Source organism: Klebsiella huaxiensis (assembly GCF_003261575.2).
Classification (GTDB): domain Bacteria; phylum Pseudomonadota; class Gammaproteobacteria; order Enterobacterales; family Enterobacteriaceae; genus Klebsiella; species Klebsiella huaxiensis.
The window spans coordinates 5,017,289-5,035,047 of the sequence record NZ_CP036175.1 but is presented as its reverse complement, the minus strand read 5'-3'; the positions used below and the strand labels follow the sequence as shown (position 1 = coordinate 5,035,047).

Sequence of the window (17,759 nt, the reverse complement as noted above, 5' to 3'; positions counted from 1 at the left end):
GCAGGTAGATTTAAAACCATAAAAACCACGCTAATAAATCAGAGAAATATCACATAAATAATAGAAACCATAAAAACCATAATGACCATTAAAACTTCGTGTTTAATCTGTGACGCCTCACATTAAGTCTGCGTATGGCCCTCTAACCTGAAAAGTAATAATAACCAGAGGGCTTAATTATGAGCACCACAGACAATGCATTCTCTGCAACCATCGACCCTATTAATACGCCGAAAGCACCGCTCAAGCAGCGCTGGTGGCATATCCTCGATAACTGGAAAGTCGGTATTATCCCGCTGCCGCTGTTTCTACTAGCCGGTGGCCTGATCGCGCTGGACTGCCTGGGCGGCAAGCTGCCGAGCGACATTGTGGTGATGGTGGCAACGCTGGCCTTTTTCGGCTTTGCCTGCGGTGAATTCGGTAAGCGTTTGCCGGTTCTGGGCAAGCTCGGCGCTGCGGCGATCTGCGCGACGTTTATTCCCTCCGCGCTGGTGCACTATGGCCTGCTGCCGGATGTGGTGGTGGAATCGACCACCAGGTTCTATAAGTCGACCAACATTCTCTATCTCTACATCTGCTGCATCATCGTCGGCAGCATCATGAGCATGAACCGTACCACGCTGATTCAGGGCTTTCTGCGAATTTTCTTCCCGATGCTGTGCGGAGAAATCGTTGGCATGCTGGTTGGCGTTGGCGTCGGTACCGCTCTGGGGCTGGAGCCGTTCCAGGTATTCTTCTTTATTGTCCTGCCGATTATGGCTGGCGGCGTAGGCGAGGGGGCTATTCCGCTGTCGATAGGCTATGCCGCGCTGATGCATATGGATCAGGGCGTTGCACTGGGCCGCGTGCTGCCTATGGTGATGTTGGGCAGCCTGACGGCGATTGTTATCTCCGGCTGTTTAAACCAGCTCGGCAAACGCTTCCCGCATTTAACCGGCGAAGGACAGCTGATGCCAAACCGCCGCAACGAAACGCACCGCGAAGAGTCTGCTGAGGGAAAAATGGATGTGACGACGCTGGCCTCCGGCGCGCTGCTGGCTGTGCTGCTGTATATGCTGGGAATGTTGGGTCAGAAGATGATTGGCCTGCCGGCTCCGGTGGGGATGTTGTTCCTCGCAGTACTGCTGAAACTGGCTAACGGTGTCTCTCCACGTCTGCAGGAGGGCTCGCAAATGGTGTATAAATTCTTCCGCACGGCGGTAACCTATCCGATTTTGTTTGCCGTTGGCGTGGCGATCACCCCCTGGCAGGAGCTGGTCAACGCCTTCACCGTGAGCAACCTGCTGGTGATTATCAGCACCGTGTCGGCGCTGGTGGCGACCGGCTTTGTGGTGGGGAAAAAGATAGGTATGCATCCGATTGATGTGGCGATTGTTTCCTGTTGCCAGAGCGGTCAGGGCGGCACCGGCGACGTGGCGATTCTGACTTCCGGCAACCGCATGAACCTGATGCCGTTCGCGCAGATCGCAACAAGAATTGGTGGTGCGATTAATGTTTCATTGGGTCTGCTATTCCTCAGTCATTTTTTAACCTGATTTAACTTTTTTGTAACGCTTAAGTCTGCTTTTCGTGCTAAATGGCGCAGAAAATTTCTGCGCCCCGTCTCCAAAACAGGGATCGTTTAGCGATACAATCAGCGCCATTATTCGCTATTGCGACGACAGCCCGATCGCTGTCTTTTATTAAGTGAGGAGAGGAACAAATGTCAGTGGATACTCTCGCCCGTGAGGGCGTAAGCATGGAAGCGCTGCTGGCGGCGAAAGAGCAGCGTGCGGCTCGCCAGGCCGACTGGTTAGCCCATTATCAGCAGCCGGTGATTTCGCTGACCCTGGTGACGCCGGGCGCGGTGAAAGACAGCATTCGCTACCGTAATATGATGGGTGTGGCGCTGCAGGCCTGCGATCAGATGCTGTGGAAACATCGCTGGCAAACGCTCGATCGCCAGGTATTGTGGCTGCCGACCGGCCCGGAAGCGCTGTGGTGTGTTGATCACGCCGCCAGTGAAATCAAAGCGTTTTGCTCGGAGCTGGAACAGACTCATCCGCTGGGCCGCCTGTGGGATATCGACGTTATTTGCCCGAAAAATGGCCTGGTTGGTCGTCAATCAATGGGTGAAAATCAGCGCCGCTGCCTGCTGTGCGAAGAACCCGCGCATGCCTGCGCACGCAGTCGTCGTCATGATACCGGGCTGGTTGTCGCTCGCGTCGAGAAGATGATTGATGCGTGGTTTGCCCGCGATTAACGCGAACTTCTCGTTTGCTGAATAAGCAATGGGATAGCCCGGGTGAGCCGCTAGCGGCACGACCCGGGACAGTTCTGAATGATTAGAAATCGACGGGGGCGCGAAATGTCATCGCGTTACCGAACGATGGGTGGGTGATGGTCAGCGTTTCGGCGTGCAGCAGCAGACGCGGCGCCATGGCCAGCGCTTCTGGCGAGGCATAAAAGCGGTCGCCAAGAATCGGATGGCCCAGCGCCAGCATATGCACGCGCAGCTGATGCGAACGTCCGGTAATCGGCTTGAGGCGCACGCGGGCGGTATTATCCTGTGCGAACTCCAGCACTTCATACTCGGTTTGCGCTGCTTTGCCGGTTTCGTAACACACCTTCTGCTTTGGCCGGTTCGGCCAGTCGCAAATCAGCGGTAAATCCACCAGACCTTCCGCTTTTTCCGGATGCCCCCACACGCGGGCGACGTACTGCTTTTTCGGCTCGCGTTCGCGGAACTGACGCTTCAGCTCGCGCTCGGCTGCTTTAGTCAGCGCCACCACAATCACGCCGCTGGTGGCCATATCCAGGCGGTGCACTGACTCAGCCTGCGGGAAGTCGCGTTGAATTCGCGTCATCACGCTGTCTTTGTGTTCCTCCAGTCTCCCCGGCACGGACAACAAGCCGCTGGGCTTGTTGACCACCATAATGTGCTCATCCTGATAGAGGATAACCAGCCAGGGATCCTGTGGCGGATTGTAGTTTTCCATCGCCATATTCGCGTTCCGTTACTGGTGGGTGACCACGATTAAGCGCAGCGCATCGAGACGCCAGCCTGCCTGGGCCAGCGCGTCCATAACCTGCTGACGGTTGCTCTCGATAGCCGCCAGTTCATCATCGCGGATGTTCGGGTTAACGGCGCGCAGTGCTTCAAGACGCGACAGTTCAGCCGACAGCTTATCGTCTGCTTCGCTACGCGCGGCATCGATCAGTGCCTGGGCCGCTTTGGCCACCTGGCCTTCTCCCTGTTGCAAAATGGCGTGAACATCCTGTTGGACGGCGTTAACCAGCTTGCTGCCGGTATGGCGGTTAACTGCGCTCAGCTGGCGGTTAAAGCTTTCGAATTCCACCTGACCGGCGAGGTTATTACCGTTTTTGTCGAGCAGCATGCGCACCGGCGTCGGCGGCAGGAAGCGGTTAAGCTGTAGATGCTTCGGCGCCTGCGCTTCGACGACGTAAATCAGCTCCAGCAGCAGGGTTCCTACCGGCAGCGCTTTGTTCTTCAACAGGGAAATGGTGCTGCTGCCGGTATCGCCGGAGAGGATCAGATCCAGACCGTTGATAATCAGCGGGTGCTCCCAGGTGATGAACTGTGCGTCTTCGCGAGACAGCGCAACATCACGTTCGAAGGTAATGGTGCAGCCATCTTCCGGCAGGCCCGGGAAGTCAGGAACCAACATATGGTCTGACGGGGTCAGAACAATCAGGTTTTCACCGCGATCGTCCTGGTTGATACCGACAATATCAAACAGGTTCATGGAGAACGCGATCAGGCTGGTGTCGTCATCTTGCTCTTCAATGCTTTCCGCCAGTGCCTGGGCTTTTTCTCCGCCGTTAGAGTGGATCTCCAGCAGGCGGTCGCGACCCTGTTCCAGTTGGACTTTCAGCGCGTCATGCTGCTGGCGGCAGGATTTGATCAAATCGTCAAAGCCGTCGGTATTTTCTGGCGCGGCAAGGTAGTTAATCAGTTCGTTATGCACGCTGTCGTAAACGGTGCGACCGGTCGGACAGGTGTGCTCGAATGCGTCCAGCCCTTCGTGATACCAACGTACCAGCACCGACTGAGCGGTTCTTTCCAGATACGGAACGTGGATCTGAATATCGTGGGCCTGGCCGATACGGTCCAGACGGCCGATACGCTGCTCGAGCAGATCCGGGTTGAACGGCAGGTCGAACATCACCAGGTTGCTGGCGAACTGGAAGTTACGCCCTTCGGAGCCAATTTCAGAACATAGCAGCACCTGAGCGCCGGTATCCTCTTCAGCAAACCAGGCAGCGGCGCGGTCGCGCTCGATAATCGACATGCCCTCGTGGAACACTGCCGCGCGGATACCTTCGCGCTCGCGCAGGACCTGTTCCAGTTGCAGCGCGGTGGCCGCTTTGGCGCAGATGACCAGCACTTTCTGTGAGCGATGGCTGGTGAGGTGGCCCATCAGCCAATCGACGCGCGGGTCGAAGTTCCACCAGGTGCCGCTATCGCCTTCAAATTCCTGATAAATCTGTTCCGGGTAGAGCATATCGCGGGCGCGTTCTTCGGCAGTTTTGCGCGCACCCATAATGCCGGAGACCTTGATAGCGGTCTGATACTGGGTCGGCAGCGGCAAACGAATGGTGTGCAGCTCGCGTTTCGGGAAACCCTTGACGCCGTTACGGGTGTTGCGGAACAGCACGCGGCTGGTGCCGTGGCGATCCATCAGCATGGAGATCAGCTCCTGACGGGCGGCCTGTGCGTCATCGCGGTCGCTGTTGGCGGCCTGCAATAACGGTTCAATATCCTGCTCGCCGATCAGATCGCTCAGTGCGTTCAGTTCGGCGTCGTTGAGTTTATTGCCCGCCAGCAGCAGGGCAACGGCGTCGGCCACCGGGCGGTAGTTTTGCTGTTCTTCAACGAACTGAGCGAAATCATGGAAACGGTTAGGGTCGAGCAGGCGCAGGCGAGCGAAGTGGCTCTCCATACCCAGCTGCTCCGGGGTTGCGGTTAGCAGCAGAATGCCCGGCACGCGTTCGGCCAGCTGTTCAATCGCCTGATATTCACGGCTCGGTGCCTCTTCGCTCCACACCAGGTGGTGCGCTTCGTCGACGACCATAATGTCCCACTCGGCATCGCACAGGTGTTCCAGACGTTGCTTGCTGCGGCGCACGAAATCCAGCGAGCAGATAACCAGCTGTTCGGTTTCAAACGGGTTAAAGGCGTCGTGCTGGGCTTCTGCGTAACGCTCATCATCAAACAGCGAAAAGCGTAGATTAAAGCGGCGCAGCATTTCCACCAGCCATTGGTGTTGCAGAGTTTCCGGAACGACGATCAGCACGCGTTCGGCAGCGCCACTGAGCAATTGTTGATGGAGGATCATCCCGGCTTCGATGGTTTTACCTAAGCCCACTTCATCTGCCAGCAGGACGCGTGGCGCGTGACGGCGACCGACATCGTGGGCGATATTCAACTGATGTGGGATCAGGCTGGTGCGCTGTCCGCGCAGGCCGCTCCACGGCATACGGTACTGTTCGCTTTGAAATTTGCGCGCGCGATAGCGCAGGGCGAAACGGTCCATGCGGTCGATCTGTCCGGCGAACAGGCGATCCTGCGGTTTGCTGAAGACCAGCTTGCTGTCGAGCAGCACTTCACGCAGGGTGACGTTGGCTTCCTGGGTATCAAGGCGGGTGCCGGTGTAGGCCAGCAGGCCGTTCTCTTCATTAACTTCGTCAACCTGGAGCTGCCAGCCTTCGTGGCTGGTGATGGTATCGCCCGGGTTAAACATCACGCGGGTGATCGGGGAGTCGTTGCGTGCGTACAGACGGTTTTCGCCGATAGCAGGGAAAAGAAGGGTAACCATGCGCGCATCCAGCGCAACCACCGTCCCTAATCCCAGTTCGCTCTCTGTGTCGCTAATCCAGCGTTGACCAAGTGTAAAAGGCATATATGTTCGGCTCTTTAGTTCTTTAATTGCAGGCAATAGTTGATCATCTCCAGAAAGGTCGGAGATGTGTCAATATTGGGTCCGGGAATGGAAAGGGCGCTATATTACTGGATGGCGGAACGTTCGTCACGTCCTGCTCACCCTTCAATTTACTGCTTTTTTGCAGGTTGAATGAATGAGTAAAAATCAAAATAGCCCCAGCTGACCTGTCACTATTGTAGCAAAATCGTCGTCGACAAAGGGAAGAATTCCGTCGGCAACAGGCTGTAATTGCTTTGACAAATAGTGCTCATAATCGAGCGGTGATTGCTGATAGTCCACCGGCTCGGGCCCGCTGGTGGTCCAGACATACTTAATGCTGCCGCGCTGCTGATACTGCTGCGGCCTGCCCAGCTTGACGTTTTGCTCATCCGCGAGCCTTGCCGCGCGCACGTGCGGCGGCACGTTACGCTGATACTCCGCCAGCGGGCGGCGCAGGCGCTTACGGTAGACCAGCCGATCGTCAAACTCGCCGTTCATCAGTTTATCAATGGTTTCGCGCACGTAGTCGCGATAGGGCTGATTGCGGAAGATGCGCAGATAAAGCTCCTGCTGAAACTGCTGGGCCAGCGGTGTCCAGTCGGTGCGTACCGTCTCCAGCCCTTTAAACACCATGCGCTGTTCGCTTCCTTCCTGAATCATCCCGGCGTAGCGTTTTTTACTGCCGGTATCGGCACCGCGAATGGTGGGCATTAAAAAGCGGCAGAAGTGGGTTTCAAACTCCAGCTCCAGGGTGCTGGTCAGGTTATCTTTGCCAAGTTCTGTCGCCCACCACTCGTTAACAAAGGCCACCAGCGAGCGGCCGATGCTGCTTGCTTCCTCTTCGCTGTGGGGGCGTTTGAGCCACACGAAGGTGGAGTCGGTATCGCCGTAGATGACGTCATAGCCCTGGGATTCAATCAGCGCTTTGGTCTGGCGCATAATCGCGTGGCCGCGCATGGTAATTGAGGAGGCCAGGCGCGGATCGAAAAAGCGGCAGGCGCTGGTACCGAGTACGCCGTAGAAGGCGTTCATGATGATCTTCAGCGCCTGCGACAGTGGCTTATTTTTATGCCGTTTTGCCTCGTCGCGCCCGTGCCAGATCTGCCCGACAATCCCCGGCAGGCAGTGTTTCTCACGCGAGAATCGCGCGCCAAGAAAACCTTCGGTACTGTGAGCATCATCGGGCTGCGCCAGTCCTTCAACCAGCCCTACGGGGTCGATCAGGAAGGTGCGAATAATTGACGGGTACAGGCTCTTATAGTCCAGCACCAGCACCGAATCGTACAGGCCGGGCCGCGAGTCCATCACGTAGCCGCCGGGGCTGGCCTGTGGCGGCACTTCGCCGAGGTTTGGCGCGACGTAGCCCAAACGGTGCATACGCGGGAAATAGAGATGGCCGAAGGCGGCGACCGAGCCGCCGTGACGATCCGCAGGCAGGCCGTTGACCGTAGCGCGCTCCAGCAAAAACGGCATGATCTCCGTTTTGTGAAAGATACGCGTAACCAGCTCGCAATCCTGCAGGTTATAGGTTGCCAGCGCCGGTTTATCTTGGTTAAAGCGGCGATCGATTTCGTCCATCCGATCCCAGGGATTATCAATGGCTTTCCCCTCGCCGAGCAGCTCGCGAGCGACCGATTCCAGGGCAAAAGAGGAAAAGTTCCAGAAGGCGGATTTTAGCGCCTCGATGCCGTCGATAATCAAGCGGCCGTTGGCCTGAGCGAAGAAGACGCCGTTTTTAAACCCGTGCTCGCGCCACTCCAGTTCGCTGTTGCCGCGCCCGAGCATCAGCGGGATACGATAGCGCTCGGCGTGCTTTTGCAGGACACGTAAATCGAACTGCACGACGTTCCAGCCAATCAGTACGTCCGGGTCGTGGGCGGCAAACCAGGCGTTAAGTTTTTCCAGCAGCAGGGGGCGGCTGGCAACATACTCCAGCTCAAAATTGACATCTGGCGAAGAAGCAGGTTCAGGCCCGAGCATATAGACGACTCGCTGCCCGCAGCCTTCAAGGCCGATGCAGTAGAGCTCGCCGTGGCGGCTGGTTTCGATATCCAGTGAAACCCATTTTAGCGGCGGGCGGTAGTCGGGGTTGGGCTTCATCCGCGCGTTAACCAGCTGCTGGCCGCGCGCGTCACCTTCGACCCACACCGGGGCGGTGATAAAGCGCTCCATCAGATAGCGCTCTGGTGGACGAATATCGCCTTCATAGACCGTGATGCCGTTTTCGCGCAGTTTTTTTTCCAGTCGCATCAGCTGGCGGTGAGCGCGGCAGTAGAGGCCAAACACCGGCTGGCGATGAAAATCTTTCAGGGTGAGGGGAGCAATACGGTGGCCGTTTTCCCCTTGCAGCAGGCGTTCAACCTGCGCGCGCTGGGATTCGGGGATGAAAGCAACGGATTCCTGCGGCGGCAGCGTGACCTGAAGCGGGCCGTCATCGGTCGCCAGCCAGAAGGTCAGTTCGGTGCCCTGCGCGGTATCCCGCCAGTGACGGGTCAGTAAAAAACCTTCTCGTGGCTGCGTCACGCCGTGCTCTCATTAGTAAAAACCAGGCCTGATTATAGCCTGGTTCATGCAATGGTGCTGGGGTTTTATACAGGTGTGGCGGGCATCCGTTCCCGGAGGCGGTGCTTCGCACCTGTCCGGGCTACCAGACTTGCAGACGGTTGTGGAGGGTTACTGCCCGTAATAGGCTTTCGCCCCGTGTTTACGCAGATAATGTTTATCCAGCAGCGTTTGTTGCATATCCGGCAACTGTGGTGCCAGCTGGCGGCAGAAGATGCCCATATAGGCGATCTCTTCGAGCACAATAGCGTTATGCACTGCGTCTTCAGCGTTTTTTCCCCAGGCAAACGGGCCGTGGGAGTGTACCAGTACGCCGGGCATTTGCGCCGGGTCGATGCCTTTTTCACGGAAGGTTTCGACAATCACCTCGCCAGTTTCCCACTCATATTCACCATTGATTTCGTCGTCGGTCATCAGGCGGGTGCAGGGGACCGCGCCGTAGAAATAGTCGGCGTGAGTGGTGCCGGTGGCCGGAATCGACTGCCCGGCCTGCGCCCAGATGGTGGCGTGGCGCGAATGGGTGTGAACGATGCCGCCCAGCGTTGGAAATGCCTGATACAGCAGGCGGTGGGTTGGCGTATCTGAAGAGGGTTTTTTCTTACCTTCAACCACTTCACCAGTCTCAAGGCTGACCACGACCATGTCTTCGGCGGTCATCATGCTGTAGTCGACGCCGGAAGGTTTAATCACCAGTACGCCTTGTTCACGGTCGACGGCGCTGACGTTGCCCCAGGTAAGGGTGACAAGATTGTGTTTTGGCAGGGCCAGGTTGGCTTCCAGTACCTGGCGTTTGAGATCTTCTAACATAATGTACTCCAAATAGCAGGCGAGTCAGGTTTCCCTCACCCCGACCCTCTCCAAAAGGGAAGGGGAGAAAGGCGGCATTGCGCTCGAGCGGTCCCCTCTCCCCGCTGGGGAGAGGGTAGGGGGAGGGGAACGGCCTCTTAACGTTTTGAACCGTAATAAACTTCGTTCCAGCGCAGCGCATCTTTGAACGACGGCAGGCGGGTCTCGTTATCAATAACAGTCAGCTCGATATCCTGCAGTTCGGCGAACTGGCGCATATCGTCCAGGGTCAGCGCGTGGCTGAAGACGGTGTGGTGTGCGCCGCCAGCGATAATCCAGGCTTCAGACGCTGTGCGCAGATCTGGATGGGCTTTCCACAGGGCGTTAGCCACCGGCAACTTAGGCAGATCGTGCGGGGTTTTCACCGTTTCAATGGTGTTAACCAACAGACGATAACGATCGCCGAGATCGATCATGCTGGCGACGATCGCCGGGCCGGTCTGGGTGTTGAAAATGATACGAGCCGGATCGGCTTTACCGCCGATGCCCAGCGGCTGCACGTCGAGAATTGGTTTCTCGGCGGTAGCGATGGTCGGGCAGACTTCCAGCATGTGTGAGCCCAGTGCCAGATCGTTGCCTTTCTCGAAGTGGTAGGTGTAATCCTCCATAAAGGAGGTGCCGCCCTGCAGACCAGTTGCCATCACCTTCATGATGCGAAGCAGAGCGGCGGTTTTCCAGTCGCCCTCGCCAGCAAAGCCGTAGCCCTGCTGCATCAGACGTTGTACGGCCAGACCCGGAAGTTGTTTCAGGCCGTGTAAATCTTCAAAAGTGGTGGTGAACGCATGGAACCCACCTTGTTCGAGGAAGCGCTTCATCCCCAGTTCGATGCGTGCGGCATCAATCACGTTCTGACGCTTATCGCCGTGGATTTGCGCCGCAGGCGTCAGTCGGTAGGTACTTTCGTACTCATCGATCAGCGCGCTGATTTCACCCTCAGTGACTGCGTTGACCACCTGCACCAGATCGCCCACTGCCCAGGTGTTAACCGTGTAGCCAAACTTGATTTGCGCGGCAACTTTATCGCCGTCAGTGACCGCCACTTCACGCATGTTATCGCCGAAACGGCACACTTTCAGATGGCGAGTATCCTGTTTTGATACCGCCTGGCGCATCCATGACCCGATGCGCTGATGAGCTTCCTGATCCTGCCAGTGGCCGGTCACCACGCTGTGCTGTTGACGCATACGCGCGCCGATGAAACCGAACTCGCGGCCGCCGTGCGCGGTCTGGTTCAGGTTCATAAAGTCCATATCGATGCTGTCCCACGGCAGAGCCGCGTTGTACTGGGTATGGAACTGCATCAGCGGTTTATTGAGGATAGTCAGGCCGTTAATCCACATTTTGGCAGGCGAGAAAGTATGCAGCCACACCACCATCCCGGCGCACTTATCATCGTAGTTCGCGTCGCGGCAAATATGGGTGATTTCATCCGGGGTGGTACCTAACGGTTTAAGCACCAGTTTGCACGGCAGTTTGGCTTCCGCATTGAGGCTATTCACCACATGTTCGGCATGCTTCGTGACTTGACGCAGCGTTTCTGGGCCATACAGATGCTGGCTACCAATAACGAACCACACTTCATAGTTATTAAAAATTGTCATTTTCATGTCCTTAATGGGTGAGAGCTGCCTGGGATTGCGGGGCTGTTTCCGCCTTTGCAGTTGAAGGGAGATAGAGTTGTTCTGCGCTGACCGACCATTGCTGGTAGCGCTGATAGAGTTGTTCGAAACGTTGTGCCTGCTCAGGGCGCGGCTGCAAGGTGCTTTCCACCTGGCTGGCCATGTTCTCCTGCGCGGTCGGAATATCGCGGTACACGCCAGCGGCGACGGCGGCGAAGATGGCGGCGCCCAGGGCGCAGCACTGATCGGAGGCGACGATTTGCAGCGGGCGATTCAATACATCGCAGCAGGCCTGCATGATCACCTGGTTTTTCCGCGCAATGCCGCCGAGCGCCATCACGTTATTGACTGGGATACCCTGTTCAGTGAAGCACTCCATAATAGCGCGTGCGCCGAAAGCGGTAGCGGCAATCAGTCCGCCGAACAGCGCCGGAGCGTCGGTGGCGAGGTTCAGGTCAGTAATCACCCCTTTCAAACGCTGGTTTGCGTTCGGCGTGCGGCGACCGTTAAACCAGTCCAGCACCACCGGCAGATGATCGAGGGATGGGTTTTTTGCCCAGGCTTCGGTCAGGGCGGGTAGCAGCTGTTTTTGGCTAACTTTGATCTGCTCTTTCAGCTCCGGATGCGCGAGCGCCAACTGCTCGAGCGGCCAGCCAAGAATGCGGCCAAACCAGGCATAGATGTCGCCAAAAGCGGATTGTCCGGCTTCCATACCGATAAAGTCGGGCACCACGCTACCGTCTACCTGGCCGCAGATCCCTTTCACCGTGCGTTCGCCAACGCTTTGTTTGTCGGCAATCAGGATGTCGCAGGTTGAGGTACCGATAACTTTGACCAGTGCGTTAGGTTGGGCACCAGCACCGACTGCGCCCATATGGCAGTCGAAAGCGCCGCCGGAGATGGTGACGGTTTGCGTCAGACCCAGGCGCTGCGCCCATTCGGCGGTCAGCGTGCCGACAGGTAAATCGGCGGTCCAGGTTTCGCTGAACATCGGCCAGGTCAGGTTCTGGTTAAGAATGGGGTCGAGTTCATCGAAGAAGCTGGCTGGCGGCAGGCCACCCCAGCTATCGTGCCACAGTGATTTGTGCCCGGCGCTGCAGCGGCCACGACGAATATCCTGCGGGCGGGTGGTGCCGGAAAGCAGGGCTGGCACCCAGTCGCACAGCTCAATCCACGAAGTTGCAGCCTCGGCAACGGCGCTATCCTCGCGGGTGACATGGAGGATCTTGGCCCAGAACCACTCGCTGGAGTAGATGCCGCCGATATAGCGAGAGTAGTCCTCTTTGCCTGGCTGGTGGCACAGACGGGTGATGGCCTCCGCCTCTTCCACCGATGTGTGGTCTTTCCACAGTACGAACATCGCGTTCGGGTTGTTGGCGAACTCTTCGCGTAACGCCAGGACGTTGCCGTCGGCATCAATCGGCGCGGGCGTTGAGCCAGTGCTGTCGACGCCGATACCCACGACGGCGGCGCGTTGTTCGGCGCTCAATGACGCCAGAACGCTTTTCAGCGCGGCTTCCATTGATTCAATGTAATCACGTGGATGATGGCGGAACCGATTGTTCGGGCCATCGCAGAACAGCCCCTCCTGCCAGCGCGGATACCATTCGACGCTTGCGGCGAGCTCTTCGCCGGTCGCGCATTCCACTGCCAGGGCGCGTACTGAATCACTGCCAAAATCGAGGCCAATCGCAATTGCCATTCTGTTACTCCATGCTAAAAAACATTCATGGTGAAACAGTAGATATTCGTGCCGAAAACCGTCAGGCTGTATTCGCTAATCTTATGGACTATATTGCTGTGAGGTCGCAAAGTGTGACGCCGTGCAAATATTCAATGTGGACTTTTCTGCCGTATTTATAGACACTTCAGTTATGTGCTGAATGCGTATGAATTGTGCGCTGCGCTCAGTTTCTGCCGAGAGAAGGCGGGTTTTAATTCGATTTCTAATCCACGTCGCAGTACGGGCTGTCAGCCAGACGATAAAATACAAGGTATGGACAATTGGTGTCCAAAATGTCTCCGGGAGAGCTGATTTTATGGCCGAAACGCAAAACGATCCTTTATTGCCAGGTTACTCCTTTAATGCCCATCTGGTGACGGGCCTGACGCCAATTGACGCAGAAGGCTATCTGGATTTCTTCATTGACCGCCCGCTGGGTATGAAGGGGTATATTCTGAACCTGACGATCCGCGGCGAAGGGATAATCAACAACCACGGAGAGCAATTTATCTGCCGACCCGGCGATATGCTGCTGTTCCCGCCGGGGGAAATTCACCATTATGGGCGCCACCCTGATGCCCGGGAGTGGTATCACCAATGGGTTTACTTCCGGCCGCGCGCCTACTGGCATGAATGGCTGAACTGGCCGACGATTTTTGCCCAGACCGGTTTTTTTCGCCCCGATGAGCAGTGGCAGACGCGTTTTTGCGAACTGTTTGGTCAAATTGTTGATGCCGGGCAGGGGGCCGGGCGTTATTCAGAACTGCTGGCGATAAACCTGATGGAGCAACTGCTGCTAAGGCGCATGGAGGCGATCAACGAGTCACTGCACCCACCGCTGGATAACCGGGTGCGCGATGCCTGTCAGTACATCAGCGATCATCTGGCGGATAGCCATTTCGATATTGCCAGCGTTGCCCAGCACGTCTGCCTGTCGCCGTCGCGCCTGTCGCATCTGTTCCGCCAGCAACTGGGGATTAGCGTGCTGGGGTGGCGTGAGGACCAGCGAATTAGCCAGGCAAAACTGCTGCTCAGCACCACGCGAATGCCGATCGCCACCGTAGGGCGTAACGTGGGCTTTGAAGACCAGCTCTACTTTTCGCGGGTATTTAAAAAGTGTACCGGTGCCAGCCCGAGCGAATTTCGCGCCGGGTGTGAATAATCTGATAAGAGGTGCTGAGATTTATATTTATACTCAGCACCTGATGTTTATTTATATATATTCCGTCACTGTGATTTATTGCATGTATTTATGTGGGGTATATATCATATCATCTAGTATTAATTTACGATTTACCTCCCCTCGTTTTTTGTTTATTTTTGTTTCTCTGTTTTTTTCTTGAGTAAACTCCCGGTAAACTTTTTCTTTTTGGTGATAATAAAAGAAAAGGATGACTTATGTATCGTGATACTCGCCGTGAGCATATCGTCAGGCTACTGCGCTCCAGAGAAGAGCGCAGCGTAAGCGATTTGGCGGAACATTTTTCCGTGACCAAAGAGACTATTCGTGCGGATTTAACATGGCTACAAAAACGAGGGATTGTTACCCGCCATCACGGAGGCGTTTCATTAAAAAAACATTTGATGCAAAGCGCGCTCTTCCAGCACGACTATGTGGATATGAGCTTGCTGCTAAAACAGCAGCAACGGGGAATTAGTTATTTAACATCTCAGGATGAAAAAGGACGCGCTATGGTTGGAAAAGTTTGCATATTAGGTTCGTTTAATGTCGATATCGTTGCCAAAGTACATCGCTTCCCCCGTGATGGCGAAACCCTGATTGCCAGAGAAACGACGCTGGGCCCGGGAGGCAAGGGAGCGAATCAGGCGTTGGCATCGTATCGCGCGGGTGCTCAGATTCATTTTGCCTGTAAAGTGGGTCGCGACCAGTTTAATCTTTTTGCCCGTAACCATATTGAATCCGTTGGCATGAGCTCATTTACGCTGTATGAAACAGATAATGCCGCAACGGGGTGCGCCGTTATTTATGTTAATGATGAAGGGGAGAATATGATTGCTATTTCTCCCGGTGCCAACCATGAACTGACTGACGGCGATATTGCGCAACTTTCGCATTTCATTGCCGAGTCCGATGTCTTCGTTGTGCAAATGGAAAATAATCTTTCGGCGACCCAGTTAGCACTGAAATGCGCGAAAGAATTACAAATTACGACAATATTAAACCCGGCTCCGTGGTCGCCTGATGTCGCAAGTCTATTGTCATTTGCGGATATTGTTACGCCGAATGAAACGGAGGCAGCAGCCATGTCTGGTGTGCAGGTACATGATATCCCTACGGCTATGCAGGCGGCAACGCATATTAATAATGCCGGGCAGTGTGCCGTTATTATTACCATGGGCAAGCAGGGCGCCTTAATTTTTGACGGTCAGAACTACTCGCATATTCCGGCATTTTCCGCCGTTGCAGTGGATACCACCGGTGCGGGTGATGCGTTTAACGGCGCGCTGGCCGCGTCGCTGGCGAAGGGAGAATCGCTGGTCAGGTCGGCCTGGTACGCCAGCGCCTTTGCTTCTTTAGCGGTTGAGCAGGAAGGGGCTGCCAATATGCCGGATGACTCATTAGTCGCCGCCCGAATGAAACAACAGAACGTCGCTATTCAGACTCTCTGATTTATCGTCGAATAAAGGATTGATGAAATGAAAAAAATTGAGGGTATTATTCCCGTTATGTTAACCCCTTTTACTGATGATAATGTCGTTGATTATCCGGGGCTGGGGAATTTAATTGACTGGTATATTGCCAACGGCGCGGATGCGCTATTTGCCGTGTGCCAGTCCAGCGAGATGCAATTCTTAACGTTGGAAGAACGCGTCGAACTGGCGAAATTTGTCGTCGATTATACGCAAAAGCGGATTCCGGTCATCTCTTCAGGGCATATTTCCGACGATCTGAACGCGCAGATTGCCGAGCTTTCGGCGATGGCGCAAACCGGCATTGATGCGCTGGTGTTAGTGACTAACCATCTTGATCCTGATAATCAGGGGACGGATGCCTTTAAACACCATCTGGACGCTATTCTGGCCGCGCTGCCGTCTTCAATGGCGTTGGGGCTTTATGAGTGCCCAGCCCCATACCGCCGCCTGCTTTCCGACGAAGAGCTGATGTATTGCGCTGCCAGCGGCCGCTTCCGGGTGTTGAAAGATGTGAGCTGCGATCTGCCAACCGTCATCCGCCGCGTTGAACTGGTGAAAGAGACGCCGATGGCTATTGTAAACGCCAACGCGGCCATTGCCTGGGAGGCGATGCAGGCAGGTTCAAAAGGATTCTGCGGCGTGTTTACTAACTTCCATCCGGACCTGTACCACTGGCTCTACCACCATGGCGCACAGCACCGTGATGCCGCAGAGCAGTTGGCCTGGTTTTTATCCCTCAGCGCCGTTACCGAAACTATCGGCTACCCGAAAAACGCCAAAATTTTCCATCAGAAGCGCGGAACCTTCGCCAGCGTTCACTGCCGCGTCACTGCGGACGATGTGCTGAAAAAATACTGGGGCCTGGAGGTGATTTTGCAGCAGATTGCCGATAGCGGCGAGTGGCAGCGTAAACAGCTCGCGGATCTACCGAAGTAAACGAACTGACCTACGATAGAACATCAGACAGGAGTCCAGAACATGAAACGTACCTTCGCAAGTTTAGCGGTTGCTTCACTCTTTGTTTCCACCTCCGTACTCGCCGCATGGCCGGATAAACCCATTCAGATAATCGTACCTTGGGGGGCGGGCGGCAACACCGATACCGTGGCGCGGCTGGTGGCAGAAGGCCTGCAAAAGCAGCTTGGCGTTAACGTCAACGTGGTGAACCGCACTGGCGGCGCGGGTGTCGTCGGACATGATGCCATTGCGCGGGCGAAAGCGGACGGCTATACGCTGGGGATCGCCACGGTCGAAATTGCGATGATGCATCATCAGGGTATGACCAATCTGAGCTACAAAAATTACACACCGATAACCCGTCTGGCGGTAAATCTTGGTGGCGTTCAGGTGGCAGCCAATTCTCAGTTTGAAAATATTGTGCAACTGACGGATTACATTAAGGCTAATCCTGGCAAGCTGAAGGCCTCTGGCAGTGGTCTGAATTCCGGTTGGCATCTTAATTTGATTGGCATGTTGGATAGCATGGGGCTGCCGCCGTCTGCGGTGACCTGGGTGCCGTCTGAGGGCGCTAACTCCGCGCTAATGGAGCTGGTTTCCGGTGGTATTGATTTCACGACCTCTTCACCCGGTGAGGCGAAAAGCATGGTTGATGCCAAAATGGTGCGTAACCTGACCACCATGGCGGAGAAACCGGAAGGTTTATATAAAGATATTCCGGTCTTCCAGCAGGCGACAGCTTATAAATATAGCCTCGCGACCTGGAACTCGCTGGTGGTTCCTGCCGGAACGGCGGATGACATCTCGCAGAAGCTAACCGAGGCGATGAAAGCCGTTTTCGCAGAGGGCAAGTTGCAGGAGTTCGCGACTAAGCAAGGGTTTGAAGTCTATCCGCTCTTTGGTGCTGAAATGCAGACCTTTATGGCTCAGGAAGATGAAAAATACGGCAAGTTAATTAACAAAATAAAATAGTTACCGCAAGCCTGGCGGCGGCTGAGTGCCGTCGCCGTTATGAAGGGATATCATCATGCGTGCATTACCGTTAACCCCTTTTTTAATTCTTATATTTGCTATCACCATTTTCTCTATCAGCGTGACGGAATACGGCGGTGCCGGACAGCATGGCGCGGGGTTTATGCCGACGCTGATTAGCGGGCTGCTGCTATTTCTTACCGCCATTGATGCTGTTATCGATATCAAAAACCGTGGAACTCGGCAGTCATTATTCAGCCGGGCGGAATGTAAAGCGCTGGCGCTGATTATTATTGCGGTGATGCTGTTTGTTTTATTGCTGGATATTTTAGGCTTTGTTGTTTGCTCCTGTTTGCTGCTGTTTATTTTAATGAAAATCAGAGGCGTCAAACTCCTGCTGGCGACGGGAACATCCATTGCCGCATCGCTCATTATCTATTACGTGTTTGCCAGCGTGCTGCTGGTGGCGCTTCCTGCGGGTATCTGGTTTTAAGGGGAGAT

General features: G+C 55.4%; 13 protein-coding genes. 7 read left to right on the top strand and 6 right to left on the bottom strand.

Annotation, left to right across the window (positions count from 1 at the left end; genetic code table 11):
- Positions 1-179 precede the first annotated feature (179 nt).
- Together DA718_RS24010 and citX are read left to right on the top strand one after the other, a co-directional pair.
- On the top strand, positions 180-1,535 hold the full coding sequence (locus DA718_RS24010) for a 2-hydroxycarboxylate transporter family protein (protein ID WP_112215556.1): 1,356 nt from the start codon (positions 180-182) through the stop codon (positions 1,533-1,535).
- 167 nt (positions 1,536-1,702) lie between these two features.
- The gene (citX, locus tag DA718_RS24005; protein ID WP_110272603.1) at positions 1,703-2,242 is read left to right on the top strand and encodes a citrate lyase holo-[acyl-carrier protein] synthase; all 540 of its coding nucleotides are present in this window, start codon (positions 1,703-1,705) and stop codon (positions 2,240-2,242) included.
- An 82-nt stretch (positions 2,243-2,324) separates the two neighbouring features.
- Here citX and rluA read toward each other — a convergent pair whose 3' ends face one another.
- The 6 genes from rluA to araB form a co-directional block, all read right to left on the bottom strand.
- Entirely contained in the window at positions 2,325-2,984 is a 660-nt protein-coding gene (gene rluA, locus DA718_RS24000; RefSeq protein WP_110272602.1) for a bifunctional tRNA pseudouridine(32) synthase/23S rRNA pseudouridine(746) synthase RluA, read from the bottom strand.
- A 12-nt stretch (positions 2,985-2,996) separates the two neighbouring features.
- Positions 2,997-5,903: an RNA polymerase-associated protein RapA gene (gene rapA, locus DA718_RS23995; RefSeq protein ID WP_112215555.1), complete on the bottom strand. Its 2,907-nt coding sequence runs from the start codon at positions 5,901-5,903 to the stop codon at positions 2,997-2,999.
- Positions 5,904-6,089: 186 nt separating this feature from the next.
- Positions 6,090-8,447 (bottom strand): DNA polymerase II, encoded by a 2,358-nt coding sequence (gene polB / locus DA718_RS23990; protein ID WP_112215554.1) that lies wholly within the window; start codon positions 8,445-8,447, stop codon positions 6,090-6,092.
- 150 nt (positions 8,448-8,597) lie between these two features.
- Positions 8,598-9,293: an L-ribulose-5-phosphate 4-epimerase gene (gene araD, locus DA718_RS23985; protein ID WP_110272592.1), complete on the bottom strand. Its 696-nt coding sequence runs from the start codon at positions 9,291-9,293 to the stop codon at positions 8,598-8,600.
- Between the two features lie 137 nt (positions 9,294-9,430).
- Positions 9,431-10,933 carry an L-arabinose isomerase gene (araA, locus tag DA718_RS23980; RefSeq protein ID WP_112215553.1) on the bottom strand — a complete coding sequence of 501 codons (1,503 nt, stop codon included), beginning with the start codon at positions 10,931-10,933 and terminating at the stop codon, positions 9,431-9,433.
- A 10-nt stretch (positions 10,934-10,943) separates the two neighbouring features.
- Positions 10,944-12,653, bottom strand: coding sequence for a ribulokinase (gene araB / locus DA718_RS23975; protein WP_112215552.1), 1,710 nt, complete (start codon positions 12,651-12,653; stop codon positions 10,944-10,946).
- A 337-nt stretch (positions 12,654-12,990) separates the two neighbouring features.
- Here araB and araC point away from each other — a divergent pair, with 337 nt between their 5' ends.
- From araC to DA718_RS23950, 5 genes are all read left to right on the top strand, one after another.
- Complete coding sequence (gene araC / locus DA718_RS23970) at positions 12,991-13,836, top strand: arabinose operon transcriptional regulator AraC (RefSeq protein WP_112215551.1); 846 nt, start codon at positions 12,991-12,993, stop codon at positions 13,834-13,836.
- A 236-nt stretch (positions 13,837-14,072) separates the two neighbouring features.
- The gene (locus DA718_RS23965; protein WP_112215550.1) at positions 14,073-15,305 is read left to right on the top strand and encodes a PfkB family carbohydrate kinase; all 1,233 of its coding nucleotides are present in this window, start codon (positions 14,073-14,075) and stop codon (positions 15,303-15,305) included.
- 27 nt (positions 15,306-15,332) lie between these two features.
- Positions 15,333-16,265 (top strand): dihydrodipicolinate synthase family protein, encoded by a 933-nt coding sequence (locus DA718_RS23960; RefSeq protein ID WP_112215549.1) that lies wholly within the window; start codon positions 15,333-15,335, stop codon positions 16,263-16,265.
- 42 nt (positions 16,266-16,307) lie between these two features.
- Positions 16,308-17,258, top strand: coding sequence for a tripartite tricarboxylate transporter substrate binding protein (locus tag DA718_RS23955; RefSeq protein ID WP_112215548.1), 951 nt, complete (start codon positions 16,308-16,310; stop codon positions 17,256-17,258).
- Between the two features lie 55 nt (positions 17,259-17,313).
- A complete protein-coding gene (locus DA718_RS23950) occupies positions 17,314-17,751 on the top strand; it encodes a tripartite tricarboxylate transporter TctB family protein (RefSeq protein ID WP_112215547.1) in 438 nt (145 codons plus the stop codon).
- The last annotated feature ends 8 nt before the right edge of the window (positions 17,752-17,759 follow it).

Excerpts from the sequence above, each read along its gene's own strand:
- DA718_RS24010 (WP_112215556.1), top strand. The coding sequence starts at position 180 with ATGAGCACCACAGACAATGCATTCTCTGCAACCATCGACCCTATTAAT.
- citX (WP_110272603.1), top strand. The coding sequence starts at position 1,703 with ATGTCAGTGGATACTCTCGCCCGTGAGGGCGTAAGCATGGAAGCGCTG.
- rluA (WP_110272602.1), bottom strand. The coding sequence starts at position 2,984 with ATGGCGATGGAAAACTACAATCCGCCACAGGATCCCTGGCTGGTTATC.
- rapA (WP_112215555.1), bottom strand. The coding sequence starts at position 5,903 with ATGCCTTTTACACTTGGTCAACGCTGGATTAGCGACACAGAGAGCGAA.
- araD (WP_110272592.1), bottom strand. The coding sequence starts at position 9,293 with ATGTTAGAAGATCTCAAACGCCAGGTACTGGAAGCCAACCTGGCCCTG.
- araA (WP_112215553.1), bottom strand. The coding sequence starts at position 10,933 with ATGACAATTTTTAATAACTATGAAGTGTGGTTCGTTATTGGTAGCCAG.
- araB (WP_112215552.1), bottom strand. The coding sequence starts at position 12,653 with ATGGCAATTGCGATTGGCCTCGATTTTGGCAGTGATTCAGTACGCGCC.
- araC (WP_112215551.1), top strand. The coding sequence starts at position 12,991 with ATGGCCGAAACGCAAAACGATCCTTTATTGCCAGGTTACTCCTTTAAT.
- DA718_RS23965 (WP_112215550.1), top strand. The coding sequence starts at position 14,073 with ATGTATCGTGATACTCGCCGTGAGCATATCGTCAGGCTACTGCGCTCC.
- DA718_RS23960 (WP_112215549.1), top strand. The coding sequence starts at position 15,333 with ATGAAAAAAATTGAGGGTATTATTCCCGTTATGTTAACCCCTTTTACT.
- DA718_RS23955 (WP_112215548.1), top strand. The coding sequence starts at position 16,308 with ATGAAACGTACCTTCGCAAGTTTAGCGGTTGCTTCACTCTTTGTTTCC.
- DA718_RS23950 (WP_112215547.1), top strand. The coding sequence starts at position 17,314 with ATGCGTGCATTACCGTTAACCCCTTTTTTAATTCTTATATTTGCTATC.